This is a genomic window from Variovorax sp. KBS0712 (genome assembly GCF_006323185.2).
GTDB lineage: Bacteria > Pseudomonadota > Gammaproteobacteria > Burkholderiales > Burkholderiaceae_C > Variovorax > Variovorax boronicumulans.
The window spans coordinates 1640296-1655242 of the sequence record NZ_VCCD02000001.1 but is presented as its reverse complement, the minus strand read 5'-3'; the positions used below and the strand labels follow the sequence as shown (position 1 = coordinate 1655242).

Here is a 14947-nt window from a genome sequence, read left to right as displayed (position 1 = left end):
GGCCCGGCGAAGCCGGTTCCGCGGTGTCCCTGGTGTGACGGCCGTCGGTTGCTGCGATGGCCGTCATTTGCGAAGTGCGTTCAAGTGGCGCGCGAAGCGCTCGCCCGAGAGTTCGAGGTTCAGCAGGTACTCGTCGACGCGGCTGCGGAAGTAGCGCCAGAAGATCAGCGTCGGAATGGCCACGATCAGGCCGAAGGCCGTGTTGTACAGCGCGATCGAGATGCCGTGCGCCAGCTGCGCCGGGTTGCCCGAACCGACCGCACCGCTGCCGGGCGACTGCGAGCCGAAGATCTCGATCATGCCGATCACCGTGCCCAGCAGGCCGAGCAGCGGCGCGGCCGAAGCGATGGTGGCCAGCGCCGGCAGGTAACGTTCGAGCTTGTGCGCCACGGTGCGGCCCGAGGCCTCCATGGCGGCGCGCAGGTCTTCTTCGGTGCAGCGCGGGTTGGCGTTCAGCGCGCGCAGGCCGGCGGCGAGCACCTGGCCGAGCATCGAGTTGCTTTCCAGTTTGGTCACGACATCCGGGCCGGGAACCGCGCCGCGCGACACGGTGATGGTCTCGTCCAGCAGCTTTGGCGGCAGGACCTTGACGGTCTTGAGGCTGGTGAAACGTTCAATGACCAGCGCGAGTGCGATGACCGAACAGGCGAGCAATGGCCAGATTGGCCAGCCCGCGGCAACAATGATGGAAAACAAGAAAATCCTCCGGCCCGTAGACTGCAAATGCGCGGCGATTATCCACCGAGCCACCATCGGCTCGCGGCTTGTTTGCGTGTCGGCAAGGACGCACAGATTCTGTGGATAACTTTGTGATTAACCCATCGCGCAATGTCTCCGAACCCGCATGGGACGGGCTTTCCGTTAGATCGATTGAATTTTGAGCAGCACTTTTTTTAATGAAATCAACAGCTTGCACGAGAACTCGTGCATCTGTTCCACCATACCCCTCCAAAGTGGGGGGCGCGACGCCCGTTGTGGAAGAGTGGCGCTCGGCGGCGGAGGGGCGCGATGAGCTTCAGGGAGCCGAACGCCGCGCCCGGGCCGCGCGTGTGGGCTGTGGGCGCGCTGTGCCGCGCGGTGGCGGATGCGCTCGATGCGCGTTTCAACCCGGTCTCGGTGCGCGGGGAAATCTCTGGTTTCTCGCGCGCATCGAGCGGTCATTGCTATTTCTCGCTCAAGGACGAATCCGGCCAGCTGCGCTGCGCGATGTTCCGTCGCGCGGCGGGCCTGCTCGACTTCACGCCGCGCGACGGCGATCAGGTCGAGGTGCGCGGCCGGCTGGCGGTGTACGAGCCGCGCGGCGACCTGCAACTCGTGGTCGAGAGCCTGCGGCGGGCGGGGCAGGGCGCGCTGTTCGAGCAGTTCCTGCAGCGCAAGGCGCGCCTCGAAGCCGAGGGCCTGTTCGATCCGGCGCGCAAGCGGGCGCTGCCGTCCATGCCACGCGCCGTGGGCGTCGTCACCTCGCTGGGCGCTGCGGCGCTGCATGACGTCGTGACCGCGCTGCGGCGGCGCGTGCCACATATTCCCGTGGTGCTGGCGCCGTCGGCAGTGCAGGGGGCCAGTGCGCCGGCCGACCTGGTGCGCGCCTTGCAGTCGCTGTACACGCTGGAGCCAGCCGTCGACGTGATCCTGCTGGTGCGCGGCGGTGGCTCGATCGAGGACCTCTGGGCCTTCAACGACGAAACGCTGGCGCGCACCATCGTGCAGAGTCCCGTGCCGGTGATCAGCGGCGTGGGGCACGAAACCGATTTCACCATAGCCGACTTCTGCGCCGACCTGCGCGCGCCGACGCCCACGGCCGCCGCCGAACTCGTCAGCGCGCCGCGCGACCTGTGGCTCGGCGCGCTCGACCTGCTCGACGAACGGCTCGGTGACACGCTGGGCGGGCGGCTCGATGTGCTTGGCCAACGGCTGGACCAGGCGGCCGCGCGGCTGGGCCGCCCGTCGGGCCTGGTCGCGCGCCAGCAGTTGCGGCTGGCGCACCACGCGCAGCGGCTGCACTACGCGGTGCTGTCGCGCCGGGAGCGCCTGGCGCAGGTGCCGCAGGCCATCGCCACCGATTTCTCCGCGAAGTTCGCGCGCTCGCTGACGCAGCGGCGCGAGCGGCTCGAACGCGTGGCCTTGCGCCTGCGGCTGCTCGACCCGGCCCTGGTGCTGCAGCGCGGCTATGCCTTGCTGACCGATGGCGAAGGCCGCGCGGTCGTCAGCGCAGGCAGCCTGAAGGCTGGCGATGCCGTGGTCGCACGCCTTTCGGATGGCTCGGTCGACCTGACCGTGACGCCCGGCGGCGCGACGGGAACACGTCTGACGCCGCCCCCCTGATTACTTCCTAGAATCCTTCTTTCCCCACAACCAACCCACGAGAAAAAACCATGGAACATGTGCTCCCACCCCTGCCGTACGCCATCGACGCACTGGCCCCCGAGTATTCGAAGGAAACGCTCGAGTACCACCACGGCAAGCACCACAACGCCTACGTGGTGAACCTGAACAACCTGCAAAAGGGCACCGAGTTCGAAGCGATGACGCTCGAAGAGATCGTCAAGAAGTCCAGCGGCGGCATCTACAACAACGCCGCCCAGATCTGGAACCACACCTTCTTCTGGAACTGCATGAAGCCCCAGGGCGGTGGCGCACCCACCGGCGCGCTGGCCAAGGCCATCGACGCCAAGTGGGGCAACTACGACGCCTTCAAGGAAGCCTTCGTGAAGTCGGCCGTGGGCAACTTCGGCTCGGGCTGGACGTGGCTGGTGAAGAAGGCCGACGGTTCGGTGGACATCGTGAACACCGGCGCCGCCGGCACGCCGCTGACCACCGCCGACACCGCGCTGCTGACGGTGGACGTGTGGGAACACGCGTACTACATCGACTACCGCAACCTGCGCCCGAAGTTCGTCGAGACCTTCCTGGCCAAGCTGGCCAACTGGGACTTCGCGGCGAAGAACTTCGGCTGAAGCCGGACCTGGCGCTCGCCATGAAAAAAGCCGACCTGCGGGTCGGCTTTTTTGCGGGCGCTCAATTGCTCAGCGCTTGGCGGCCGAGAAGAGCTCGCCGCCGAGCTTGGCCCCCTTCTTGATGTTCTTCTTGGCGAACCAGCCCTGGTTCATCTCGAGCACGTAGCGCACCGGCTCTTCGGAGCAGTGCGAGTTCTCGGTCATCGGCTGCATGTCGACCAGGTTGACGATGCGGCCGTCGTCGGCCACGAAGGCGGCGGTCAGCGGCAGCAGCGTGTTGCGCATCCAGAAGCATTGCGTGGCCGGCTGCTCGAACACGAAGATCATGCCTTCGGCCTGCGGCATCGTCTTGCGGAACATCAGGCCGATCTCGCGCTCGCGAGGCGATTGCGCCACCTGCGCATCGATCTTGTAGAGGCCGACCGACAACTGCGTGCGTGCCAGATCGGTTTGGGGTTGCGGTTGGATTTGCTGCTGCGCGTGGGCCGGCGCCAGGAAGGACGCGGACACCAGAAGCAGCGCGGCGAGACGCTGAAACATCGGATGACTCTTTCGGGGCCGCGACACACGAGGTCGGCCCGTGACCAATAAAAATGCCCGCTGAAGCGGGCATTGCCGGGAGCTTGAAAGCTTACACCTTCTTGGCGGCCGCGTGGGCCTTGGAGACGTGACGCACCTTGTGCTTCTTGACCGTGTGCTTGGCCTTGGTCTTGTGGACGGCGGGAGCGGCCGGCGCTGCGGGCACGGGCTCGGCGGCTTGGGCGAATGCACCGGCTGCGAAGAGGCCGGCGACCAGGGCTGCGATCAGCTTGTTCATGAGAAATCCTTTGAGATTGTTGATATGGATCACCTCCCTGCGGAAGGTCTCCATTCAACGGACCTCAAGAACCCCGGTTGACAGTGGTTGAACAAAACTGCGAACGAAAAAAAGCGCTCCGGAGAGCGCTTTTCTTAGGGGGACAGACCGGCTTACTTGGCGCCGGGCATGTCAGGCGTGCCGCCTTGGGTGGCCTTGCGCTTCACGCTGCCGTCCTTGTTGCGACGACGATCGTCGCGGGTCTTGGCGCGCTTTTCGCCAGCAACGCCAGCCTTGTCGGCACCGAAGGCGCCGCCTTCAGGCGTCTTGGCGATGTCGCCAGCAGCGGGAGCCACTTGACCAGCGGGCTTGGCTTCCTTCTTGGCTTCAGCGCGAGCTTGCGGCTTGCTGTTGGTCGCGTTGCCTTGTTCGGGCGTGGTACCGGCCGGGTTCTGGGCGTACGCGCCAGCGGCGAACAGGCCAGCGATCATGACTGCGAGAAGTTTGCTCATTGATGATTCCTCTATCGAGAATTGGTTGGAAACGCCTCCCGGCGAGCAGAAGGTCAGCCAGTAACGGGCTCTATCGCCCTACGGTTGACAATTGTCCGCTGATGGGTTGCGTCTAAAATGTACAGCGATTTGTTAGCGCGCTGTACAGCGATTCTCCCTCGCTGTCTGAATTCGCAGACAGTCGTTCGAATTACGTCACTCCCGGAGTCAAGCCCCCTCATGTCCAGCTATCAGCACATCAAAGTCCCGACCGAAGGCCAGAAGATCACGGTCAACGCTGACAATTCGCTCAATGTGCCCGATCAGCCGATCATTCCGTTCATCGAAGGCGACGGTACGGGGCTGGACATCACGCCGGTGATGCTCAAGGTGGTGGACGCCGCAGTGGCCAAGGCCTACGGCGGCAAGAAGAAGATCCACTGGATGGAGGTCTACGCCGGCGAGAAGTCGACCAAGGTCTACGGCCCCGACGTCTGGCTCCCCGAGGAAACCCTGCATGCGGTGCGCGACTACGTGGTGTCCATCAAGGGCCCGCTGACCACGCCCGTCGGCGGCGGCATCCGCTCGCTGAACGTGGCGCTGCGCCAGGAACTCGACCTGTACGTCTGCCTGCGGCCCATCCAGTACTTCGAGGGCGTGCCCAGCCCGGTGCGCGAGCCGCACAAGACCAACATGGTCATCTTCCGCGAGAACTCGGAAGACATCTACGCCGGCATCGAGTTCGAAGCCGAAAGCGACAAGGCCAAGAAGCTCATCAAGTTCCTGCAGGACGAGATGGGCGTCAAGAAGATTCGCTTCCCCAACACCTCGGGCATCGGCGTCAAGCCCGTCTCGCGCGAAGGCACCGAGCGCCTCGTGCGCAAGGCTTTCCAGTACGCCATCGACAACGACAAGCCCAGCGTCACCTTGGTCCACAAGGGCAACATCATGAAGTTCACCGAAGGTGGCTTCCGTGACTGGGGCTACAACCTGGCCGCCAAGGAATTCGGCGCCGAGCTGATCGACGGCGGCCCGTGGATGAAGTTCAAGAACCCCAAGACGGGCAAGGAAATCACCGTCAAAGACAGCATCGCCGACGCGTTCCTGCAGCAGATCCTGCTGCGTCCCGCCGAATACAGCGTGATCGCCACGCTGAACCTCAACGGCGACTACGTCTCCGACGCGCTGGCCGCACAGGTTGGCGGCATCGGCATCGCACCGGGGGCGAACCTGAGCGACACCGTCGCCATGTTCGAAGCCACCCACGGCACGGCCCCCAAGTACGCCGGCAAGGACTATGTGAACCCGGGTTCCGAGATTCTGTCCGCCGAAATGATGCTGCGCCACATGGGCTGGACCGAAGCGGCCGACCTGATCATCAGTTCGATGGAAAAGTCGATCGCTAGCAAGAAGGTCACCTATGATTTCGCGCGCCTGATGGACGGCGCGACGCAAGTGAGCTGCTCTGGTTTCGGTCAGGTCATGATCGACAACATGTAATTGCGATCGCTGACGTCGAGAAACGTCAGACCCTTATCAAGCCCTCGAGCTTCCGAAAGGACTCGAGGGTTTTTTCTTGCCTGTCGCCCTCGCGATATCGTTAGTGAATTACCTCCTTTGTGCTCTGAACGTAAGGAGAGGCGGGCAAACATCACAGATCAATAGGCTCCGTCTTTCGTTTAACCATTGGTAGAAACTGTGCTGTGTTTGCCTCGCAGCGAGCCGCCAGAATCGCGCCCATTCCAAGACGCATAGGGGGCGCGAAGTGGGGAAAAAGAACGCAGGAATCTGCCCGACAACAGGGGGCCTCGCAGACGACTCGATCGAACAGGGCGTGCACGCCGCACGGCAGATCGCGCAATGACGATCTCTCGGCGAGCGCTGTTCGGCAAGCTCAACCTCACCTTGTTTCGCGGCATCGAATCCGCCACCGCCTTTGCCAAGCTGCGCGGCAATCCCTATGTCGAACTGACGCACTGGATTCACCAGCTCTGGCAGCTCAACGACAGCGACCTGCACCGCATCTGCCGGCACTACCAGATCGACGCGCAAGCCATCGAGAAAGACTTCGCATCGGCCTTGTCCAGCTTGCCATCCGGTGCCACTTCGCTGACCGATTTTTCCAGTCACATCGAAGCTGCCATTGAGCGCGCGTGGGTGCTCTCGAGCCTCGAGTTCGGCGCGCATTGCGTGCGCGGTGCGTGGCTGCTTGCTGCGCTGCTTCAGACGCCGGACCTGCGGCGCGTGCTTCTTGGCATCTCGCCTGCATTCCAGAGAATCCCAGCAGACCAACTGACGGAGGCCATCGGTGCCATCGTGGCCGGCTCCCCCGAAGGGCAGGAAGGACCGCACGATGGCTCCGGTCTGCCATCAGCGCTGCCCGGTGAAGCCAGCGCCGCGCTCACGGATGCAGCGTCGGATGGAAGGTCCGCGTTGCGGCGCTACTGCACGGATCTGACCGAGCGCGCGTCTCAAGGGCAGATCGATCCGGTCATCGGGCGCGGACACGAGATCCGCACGATGGTCGACATCCTGCTGCGTCGCCGTCAGAACAATCCCTTGCTCACAGGAGATGCGGGCGTCGGCAAGACGGCGGTGGTCGAGGGGCTCGCATTGGCCATCGCGCAAGGCGAGGTTCCTCCCGATCTGAAGAACTGCCGCCTGTGGAGCCTCGATGTCGGAGCCCTGTTGGCCGGCGCAAGCATGCGCGGGGAGTTCGAGTCCCGCCTCAAGGCCTTGCTGGAAGAGGCGGGCAAGTCGGTGCAGCCCGTCATCCTCTTCATCGACGAGGTGCACACCTTGGTCGGTGCGGGCGGGCAATCCGGAACCGGCGATGCCGCCAACCTGCTCAAGCCCGCGCTTGCACGGGGAACCTTGCGCACGATCGGTGCCACCACCTGGAGCGAGTACAAGCGCCACATCGAGAAAGACCCGGCGCTGACGCGCCGCTTTCAGACGCTGCAGGTGGAAGAGCCCGACGAGGTTGCTGCGATCGAGATGGTGCGTGGCCTTGTCACCACCTTTGCAGAGCACCACGGCGTGCTCGTGCTCGATGAAGCCGTGCGCGCGGCCGTGACGCTGTCGCATCGCTACATCCCTGCACGCCAGCTGCCCGACAAGGCGATCAGTCTCCTGGACACCGCATGCGCGCGCGTCGCCATGTCGCTTCACGCGCCGCCGCCTGAAGTCGAGCAATGGCGGCACCGCATCGCGGCCCTCCAGGTCGAGCTCGAACTGCTGAGTCAGGAGGGTGTCGTTGCCCAGGGGAGTGATGCAAGAGCGCTGCGCCTCGACGCAGCCCGATCTCAACTCGATGCCGCGCAGCAGGCGTTGACCTTGCACGAAGCGCGATGGCAGGACGAGCTTGCACTGGTTCGCACGATTCATGGATTGAGGACCAAGAAGAGGGAGGAGGCGAAAGAGCTGAGCTGCGCCGAGGGGAATGCACCTTCGGCGCAGCTGGAAGCCCTCGAACTCGAGCTTGCCGCGCACCAGAAGGAGTTGCCTCTGATTTTTCCCCAGGTGGACGAGGCCGTGGTGGCGGGCATCGTGGCCGATTGGACCGGAATTCCCGTAGGGCGGATGGTCACCGACGAAGTTGCGGCAGTCGTTGCGCTTCAATCACGGCTGGAAGCGCGCGTGATCGGCCAGGGGCCTGCGCTCGCTGCGATCGCCGAGCGCATGCAGACGGCGCGGGCGCAGCTGACCGATCCAAACAAGCCGGTGGGTGTCTTCCTGCTGGCCGGCCCTTCGGGTGTGGGCAAGACAGAAACGGCATTGGCATTGGCCGAAGCCATGTATGGCGGTGAGCAGAACCTCATCACCATCAACATGAGCGAGTTCCAGGAGTCGCACACGGTGTCGACCTTGAAAGGCGCGCCCCCGGGTTATGTCGGCTACGGCGAAGGTGGCGTGCTCACGGAGGCCGTGCGCCGAAAGCCCTACAGCACGATCTTGCTCGATGAGGTGGAAAAAGCCCACCCAGATGTGCACGAGATCTTCTATCAGGTGTTCGACAAGGGGTGGATGGAAGATGGGGAAGGGCGTCGTGTCGATTTCCGAAACACCACGATCCTGTTGACGAGCAACACCGGTGCGGAACTCATCGCCGCTCTGAGCGAAGACCCCTTGCTGATGCCCGATGTCGAGGCTCTGCGCGATGCACTCCAGCCGGCGCTGCGAACGGTCTTTCCTGCGGCCTTCCTTGGTCGGTTGACCGTGGTGCCTTACCTGCCCTTGGCCCCGGACGCACTGCGCGACATCGTGAGCTTGCACCTGGATCGCGTGGTCGAGCGCATGCATGCGCAGCATGACATTGCGCTGGACTACACGCCTGCGCTGCTCAGTGAAATCGTCGGCCACTGCGGTGCCTACGAAACCGGGGCTCGCCGTCTGATCGGCTTCATCGAGCAACGTCTCCTGCCGATTCTTTCCCGGCAATGGCTGGATGCGTTTCAAGCGCGGCAAAAGATCCGGCGCATGACTGCCGACGTGAAGCCGAGCGACAGCGCCAACCCAGCTTTGCAAGGAGGAGGCGCCATCGTCTGTCACACCGAGTTCGCCTGAGTCCACCGAGCCGTCTCGTTGGCGCAGGAGATGCGTCGTTGCCTCCGAAAAGGCGCGATGCCAGGTTCTTGTCTGTCTTTTTCACCAGGGAGTTTTCATGGCCACCAACAACAACAGCAGTCAGAAGTTCATTGCCCGCAACAGGGCACCACGTGTGCAGATCGAGTACGACGTGGAAATCTACGGGTCCGAAAAGAAGATCGAATTGCCTTTCGTGATGGGCGTCTTGTCCGACCTGTCCGGCAAGCCGACGCAGGCCTTGCCTCCTGTGCCCGAGAGAAAGTTCCTCGATATCGACATCGACAACTTCGACGAGCGGATGAAGGCCATCCAGCCGCGCGTGGCATTCGCCGTGCCCAACACGCTGACGGGCGAAGGCCAGCTCATGGTCGACATCACCTTCGAGAGCATCGAAGACTTCTCGCCGGCCGCCGTCGCACGAAAGGTAGAGCCACTCAGCAAGCTCCTCGAAGCCCGCACGCAGTTGGCCAACCTGCAGACCTACATGGACGGAAAGGCGGGTGCCGAAAGCCTCGTCAACAAGCTGCTTCAGGACCCTTCGCTCATGAAGTCGCTGGCGAAATCCGCCAAACCCCGCACCGACGACCTGGAGGGCGCACCTGCGTCCGATTCCGCCGCGTGACATTCAGACCAAGGAATTTCAGATGACCACCCTCATGGACAACGTGCTCGAGGCGCCCGAAGCGACGCGCTACACCGACCCCACCGACTTCTCGGCCCTGCTCGACAAGGAATTCAAGCCCAAGACCGACGAAGCGCGCGATGCCGTCGAGGCGGCCGTCAGGACGCTGGCAGAGCAGGCGCTCGTCAACGCCGCAACGATGACCGACGATGCCTACAGCAGCATCGAAGCCATCATTGCCGAGATCGACCGCAAGCTGTCGGAGCAGATCAACCTCGTGCTCCACAAGGAAGACTTCCAGAAGATCGAGTCGGCCTGGCGAGGCATGCACCATCTGGTCTACAACACCGAGACGGACGAGAAGCTCAAGATCCGCTTCATGGACGTCTCCAAGGACGAAGTCCGTCGCACGCTGCGTCGCCACAAGGGAATCGCCTGGGACCAGAGCCCGATCTTCAAGCGCATCTATGAAGAGGAGTACGGCCAGCTCGGCGGCGAGCCCTACGGGTGCCTGGTGGCCGACTACTACTTCGACCACACGCCGCCCGATGTCGAGCTGTTGGGGGCAATTGCCAAGGTCTCTGCAGCATCTCACGCGCCGTTCATCGCCGGATCGGCGCCCTCGTTGCTCGGCATGGAATCGTGGCAAGAGCTTGCGAATCCGCGCGACCTCGCAAAGATCACGTCGAACCTCGAGCACGCACCGTGGAACTCGCTGCGAAACACCGAGGACTCCCGCTACGTTGGTCTGGCAATGCCTCGATTCCTGGCCCGGTTGCCTTATGGCGTGAAAACCAATCCTGTCGACGAATTCGACTTCGAAGAGGAAACCGAAGGCGCCGATCACCGCAACTACGTATGGAGCAATGCGGCCTATGCCATGGCGGTCAACATCAACCGCAGCTTCAAGCTCTACGGCTGGTGCACGATGATCCGCGGCGTGGAGTCGGGTGGCACCGTCGAGAACTTGCCGTGCCACACCTTCCCGACCGACGACGGCGGCTTCGACATGAAGTGTCCGACCGAAATCGCGATCTCCGACCGCCGCGAGGCTGAGCTTGCGAAAGCCGGACTGATTCCGCTGGTGCATCGAAAGAACACCGACCATGCCGCGTTCATCGGTGCCCAGTCGCTCCAGAAGCCACAGGAGTACATGGACCCGGACGCGACCGCCAATGCCAATCTGTCCGCACGGCTGCCGTACCTTTTCGCCAGCACGCGGTTCGCGCACTACCTGAAATGCATCGTGCGCGACAAGATCGGCTCCTTCAAGGAGCGCGACGAAATGCAGCGCTGGTTGAACGAATGGATCATGCATTACGTCGACGCCGATCCTGCGAATTCGTCCCAGGAAACCAAGGCCCGGCGACCCCTCGCGGCTGCCGAAGTCGTGGTGGAGGACGTCGAAGGCAATCCGGGCTACTACAGCGCGAAGTTCTTCCTGCGTCCGCATTTCCAGCTCGAAGGCCTGACCGTTTCTCTGCGTCTGGTTGCAAAGCTGCCCTCGCTCAAAGAAGCGGCCTGACACCCAACCGCCATCGAATTGTTCGAGGAAGTGGCGCGCAGACGCCACGGCATTTCCAAGGACGCGCCATCAAGAGCGCTCGTGCATTCGTCATTTACCGACAAATTCAAACACAGGGAGTTTTTTCATGTCACAAGACATTTTTCTGAAGATCAACGGCATCGAAGGCGAATCGCAGGATTCGGACCACAAGAACGAGATCGAGGTTCTGGCCTTCAACTGGAAAGCCTTCCAGGAATCCACCATGCACGCCGGCTCGGGCGGCGGCGCAGGCAAGGCGACGGTCGAAGACCTCGAGTTCGACCACTACATCGACCGTTCGAGTCCCAACCTCATGAAGTACTGCCTGACCGGCAAGCACGTGCAGGAGGCCAAGCTCACGGTTCGCAAGGCCGGCGGCAATCCGCTGGAGTACCTGAAGTTCACCTTCTCCGACGTGATCATCACCTCGATCCAACCCTTCGGCTCGAACTCGGACGAGATGCGTGTCAAGGAGCGCGTGCGCCTTTCCTTCTCCAAGATCAAGCAGGAGTACTCCGTGCAGAACGCGCAAGGCGGCAGCGGTGGTGCCGTCACTGCGGGCTACGACATCAAGGGCAACAAGGAGTCCTGAAGCCTTCGCTTCGCCCCGGATCCGTCCGGGGCTTTTCGACTTCGGTTCGCGCAAGGTGGTTGAGGAGGCGCGAATCGAAGTCGGTTCTTTTGCATTCTTTTTTCAGTTTGATTCCCACATGAATCTCGACATGCCAGGGCTGTGCCGGAGTGTTGCGTCCCGACGCGGGCTGTCCAGGTGGATGTCGCGTCTCGGGTTTCCATGCCTGTGGGGCTTTGCATTGGCAGTTGCGTTGGCAGGGCCTTCGCCGGCATATGCGCAGTTCTCACACCCAAGAGAGCAAACCAAGCTCGATATCACGGTCACTGCGGAGGCCGGTGTCAACCCCGACGACAAGGGGAGGGCGGCACCCATCATGGTCCGCATCTACGAGCTCAAGTCGGAGGCAACCTTCGAGTCGGCCGATTACTTCTCGCTGCACAACAGCGACAAGACCGTGATGGGGGCCGACCTTCTGGTGCGCGATGAGTTCATCCTGCGACCCGGAGAGGTCAAGAAGATCCGGCGCATGTCGCACCCCGAGCTCGCCGCGATCGGCGTGATCGCCGGCTATCGAGAGCTTGCACAAAGCGAGTGGCGCCTTGTGCAGAAAGTCGATCCTGCCCCCGAGGCCGCCTGGTATCGCACCGTCATCCCCGCCAACAAGGTCAAGCTGGAGATCGCCCTTCAAGGCAAGGGCATCCAGCTGACACCCATCAAGTAGCACGTCTGCGGCCCGAAAGCACAACGATCGAATCCATGAGCTGGTACAACAAAGTCGCCTGGAGCGAAGGGCTCTTCCTGCGTCCGCAGCTGTTTCAACAGCAGGAGCGCTACCTCGAACACCTGGCGCACAAGCGTGCCGCCTCGTTGACTCCCTTTTACTGGGGGTTCAACCACTACAGCATCGATGCGGAGTCGCTCTCACTGGGCAAGCTGGTGCTGGCCAGCGCGGCCGGGATCTTCTCGGATGGCACGCCCTTCGATGCACCAGGCCAGACGCTGCCGCCAGCGCCGCTCACGATCTTGCCGGAGCATCTGGAGCAGGTCATTCACCTGGCGGTGCCGATCCGGACGCCCAATGGAGAAGAAACGACGTTCGATGACGCCGGCATCTCAGCGTCGTCATTGGCCCGGTTTTCGGTGTTCGATGCGGAGCTGCGCGATGCCAACTCGATCGGACAGGGTGCAAAGACCGTTCAACTGTCCCGTCTGCGCCTGCGTCTCCTGCCGCAACGCGAACTGACGGACGCCTGGATCGGCTTGCCGCTCGCGAAGGTGACGGTGCTGCGCTCGGACGGAAGCATCGCCGTCGACCCGCACCTGATTCCACCGGTGGCAGGCTATGGCGCAAGCCCCTTGCTGGCGGACTGGATCACCAATCTGCACGGTTTGTGCAAGCTGCGCGCGCAATCCTTGGCCGCCCGACTGAGTGGCAACGACGGCAAGTCCAGCGAAGCTGCCGAAGTGTCCGACTTCCTGCTGCTGCAGATCCTCAACCGCTACGAGCCCATGCTCGAGCACTGGCTTCGGGTGCGTGAGACCTCTCCAGAGATGCTCTACACCGCGTTGCGCACGTTGAGCGGAGAGTTGGCCACCTTCGTTCGCGGAACCACCCGTCGCCCGCAACCGCATCCTGCCTATCAACACCTCGACCCGTACCTCTCCTTCAGGGAGTTGATCGGGGATGTGCAGGCCTTGCTGAACGACGTGCTCGTGCGAAGCGCCCAGAGCATCCCCTTGGCGTCAAGACCCAATGGTGTGCGTGTTGCGAGCGTCGAGCCCGCGGAGTTGCAGGGCTTCTCCAGCCTGGTGTTTGCGGTCGCGGCGCACACACCGCCGGAACAGTTGGCGAGCCAGTTTCCCGCCCGCTGCAAGGTGGGGCCGAGCGACAGGTTGACCGAGCTCATTCGGTCCCATCTGCCGGGCATACCGCTGCAGACCTTGCCCGTTCCGCCGCGTCAGATTCCCTTCAATGCAGGCTTTGTCTACTTCCAGATCGACCCTCGCGGTCCGTTGTGGGAGCACATGGTCAAGCACGGTGGGCTGGCGCTGCATGTCGCGGGCGAGTTTCCGGGGTTGCGCATGGAGCTTTGGGGAGTGAGGGAAAAATGAATCCCCTGAAATTCCCGACCCGTTTGTACGAAGGGGTCCTCTACGAGATCAAGAAGGGCGCCGAGCTCGCACTGTCGCATGGGCCTTTGCGATCGGGCAAGGGGATGGTGAGCGGAATGATCGCACTGGTGCTGGCCAACTTCAGCATGCTGGGCGTGTTGTTGTTCCAGTTTCCGGATTTCCTCAGCACGCCCAAGGTGCGTGAGTACCTGAGCTTCGATGTGATGCGAATCGTGTTGCTGGGCGCGATGGCATTGTGCGGAACCTTGGCGTTGTTCAACGTTGTCTTCGGACGGGTTCGACGCCTGTCTGCATGGGCATTGCTCTGGTTGGCCGTGGCCGTTGTGGGGTCGAAGTTGGGCGTCAGTGCAACGGGCAATGGCTGGCTTCCTGTTGCGGGGCAGTTGGCCGTTGTTCCCTATCTAGGGGTTGACTGGTTGATCTTCGATTTGCTGGCGACGACCCTGCTTTTCACCACGATCGAAAAGCTTCGGCCCCCGAAGCCCGAAATGCCCGTTTTCAGGAAAGTCTGGCAGACCGACTTTATGTACTTCGTCACAGGCCACTTGCTCATTGGCGTGACGTTGTTTCTCGTCTATGCCGTCTTGTACGGCGTGAGCGGTGCACTTGCCGATCTCAATCCCGCCGCACAAGGCACGTTGCGCGGCTGGGTGCGGCAGCTGCCGTTCGGCTACGCACTGCTGCTGCTTTTGCTGATCACCGACTTCGGACGGTACTGGCTGCATCGCTTCTATCACGAGACCGCCATCGGATGGCGACTGCACTCGATCCATCACAGCGCCGAGCATATGGACTGGATCTCCGGAAGCCGGACCCATGGCGTGGAAACGGTGATCTCGACGGTAGTCATCCTGGCGCCAGCGTTCTTGCTTGGCTTTTCACAGAGCGTGATCAACGTCTACGTCTTGATTGCGGGCGTGCAGGCCGTGTTCAACCACACCAACGCATCGGTGCGGCTGGGGCCCCTGCGCTATCTCATCGTGACACCGAACTTTCACCATTGGCATCACAGCCGAGACGCGGAAGGCCTGGACCGATGCTATGCCGCGCACTTTGCGTTCTGGGACTACCTGTTCGGTACGGCGGTCAAAGCCGACAAGAACAAGATCTGGCCGGATGGCTACGGGGTCGTCGGCGACTACGTCCCGCGAGGGTTCTGGGCGCAGCAACTGCATCCGATCCGATGGTCGGGGCGGTGGGTCGATGCGCACGGCGTCGAGCACAGAGAGAACCGTTGATCGGAG

Annotated in this window: 14 protein-coding genes; 10 read left to right on the top strand and 4 right to left on the bottom strand. The window is 62.7% G+C overall.

Annotated elements, in window-relative coordinates:
- Nucleotides 1-63: 63 nt before the first annotated feature.
- Nucleotides 64-696, bottom strand: a complete 633-nt coding sequence (locus tag FFI97_RS07555) for a MotA/TolQ/ExbB proton channel family protein (protein WP_070060550.1) — start codon at nt 694-696, stop codon at nt 64-66.
- Nucleotides 697-1008: 312 nt separating this feature from the next.
- Here FFI97_RS07555 and xseA point away from each other — a divergent pair, with 312 nt between their 5' ends.
- Complete coding sequence (xseA, locus tag FFI97_RS07550; protein ID WP_144004399.1) at nt 1009-2322, top strand: exodeoxyribonuclease VII large subunit; 1314 nt, start codon at nt 1009-1011, stop codon at nt 2320-2322.
- 50 nt (nt 2323-2372) lie between these two features.
- Nucleotides 2373-2954, top strand: coding sequence for a superoxide dismutase (locus FFI97_RS07545; RefSeq protein WP_144004398.1), 582 nt, complete (start codon nt 2373-2375; stop codon nt 2952-2954).
- Between the two features lie 69 nt (nt 2955-3023).
- Here FFI97_RS07545 and FFI97_RS07540 read toward each other — a convergent pair whose 3' ends face one another.
- The 3 genes from FFI97_RS07540 to FFI97_RS07530 form a co-directional block, all read right to left on the bottom strand.
- The gene (locus FFI97_RS07540) at nt 3024-3494 is read right to left on the bottom strand and encodes a DUF192 domain-containing protein (RefSeq protein ID WP_082548869.1); all 471 of its coding nucleotides are present in this window, start codon (nt 3492-3494) and stop codon (nt 3024-3026) included.
- Between the two features lie 91 nt (nt 3495-3585).
- The gene (locus FFI97_RS07535; protein WP_139706199.1) at nt 3586-3771 is read right to left on the bottom strand and encodes a hypothetical protein; all 186 of its coding nucleotides are present in this window, start codon (nt 3769-3771) and stop codon (nt 3586-3588) included.
- 152 nt (nt 3772-3923) lie between these two features.
- Complete coding sequence (locus FFI97_RS07530; protein WP_062471494.1) at nt 3924-4262, bottom strand: hypothetical protein; 339 nt, start codon at nt 4260-4262, stop codon at nt 3924-3926.
- A gap of 219 nt (nt 4263-4481) precedes the next feature.
- On the opposite strand from FFI97_RS07530, the gene icd reads away from it, so the two are divergent.
- The 8 genes from icd to FFI97_RS07490 all read left to right on the top strand — a co-directional run bounded on the left by icd (nt 4482) and on the right by FFI97_RS07490 (nt 14941).
- Nucleotides 4482-5741, top strand: coding sequence for an NADP-dependent isocitrate dehydrogenase (icd, locus tag FFI97_RS07525; RefSeq protein WP_062471491.1), 1260 nt, complete (start codon nt 4482-4484; stop codon nt 5739-5741).
- Nucleotides 5742-6101: 360 nt separating this feature from the next.
- A complete protein-coding gene (gene tssH / locus FFI97_RS07520; RefSeq protein WP_139706200.1) occupies nt 6102-8807 on the top strand; it encodes a type VI secretion system ATPase TssH in 2706 nt (901 codons plus the stop codon).
- Between the two features lie 97 nt (nt 8808-8904).
- A complete protein-coding gene (gene tssB, locus FFI97_RS07515; protein ID WP_139706202.1) occupies nt 8905-9450 on the top strand; it encodes a type VI secretion system contractile sheath small subunit in 546 nt (181 codons plus the stop codon).
- A 34-nt stretch (nt 9451-9484) separates the two neighbouring features.
- Entirely contained in the window at nt 9485-10975 is a 1491-nt protein-coding gene (gene tssC / locus FFI97_RS07510) for a type VI secretion system contractile sheath large subunit (protein ID WP_139706204.1), read from the top strand.
- 127 nt (nt 10976-11102) lie between these two features.
- Nucleotides 11103-11588, top strand: coding sequence for an Hcp family type VI secretion system effector (locus FFI97_RS07505; RefSeq protein WP_062471480.1), 486 nt, complete (start codon nt 11103-11105; stop codon nt 11586-11588).
- A 118-nt stretch (nt 11589-11706) separates the two neighbouring features.
- Nucleotides 11707-12291 (top strand): type VI secretion system lipoprotein TssJ, encoded by a 585-nt coding sequence (gene tssJ / locus FFI97_RS07500; RefSeq protein ID WP_139706206.1) that lies wholly within the window; start codon nt 11707-11709, stop codon nt 12289-12291.
- A gap of 35 nt (nt 12292-12326) precedes the next feature.
- A complete protein-coding gene (gene tssK / locus FFI97_RS07495; RefSeq protein ID WP_139706207.1) occupies nt 12327-13682 on the top strand; it encodes a type VI secretion system baseplate subunit TssK in 1356 nt (451 codons plus the stop codon).
- On the top strand, nt 13679-14941 hold the full coding sequence (locus FFI97_RS07490; protein ID WP_139706210.1) for a sterol desaturase family protein: 1263 nt from the start codon (nt 13679-13681) through the stop codon (nt 14939-14941). The genes tssK and FFI97_RS07490 overlap by 4 nt, the downstream gene beginning before the upstream one ends.
- The last annotated feature ends 6 nt before the right edge of the window (nt 14942-14947 follow it).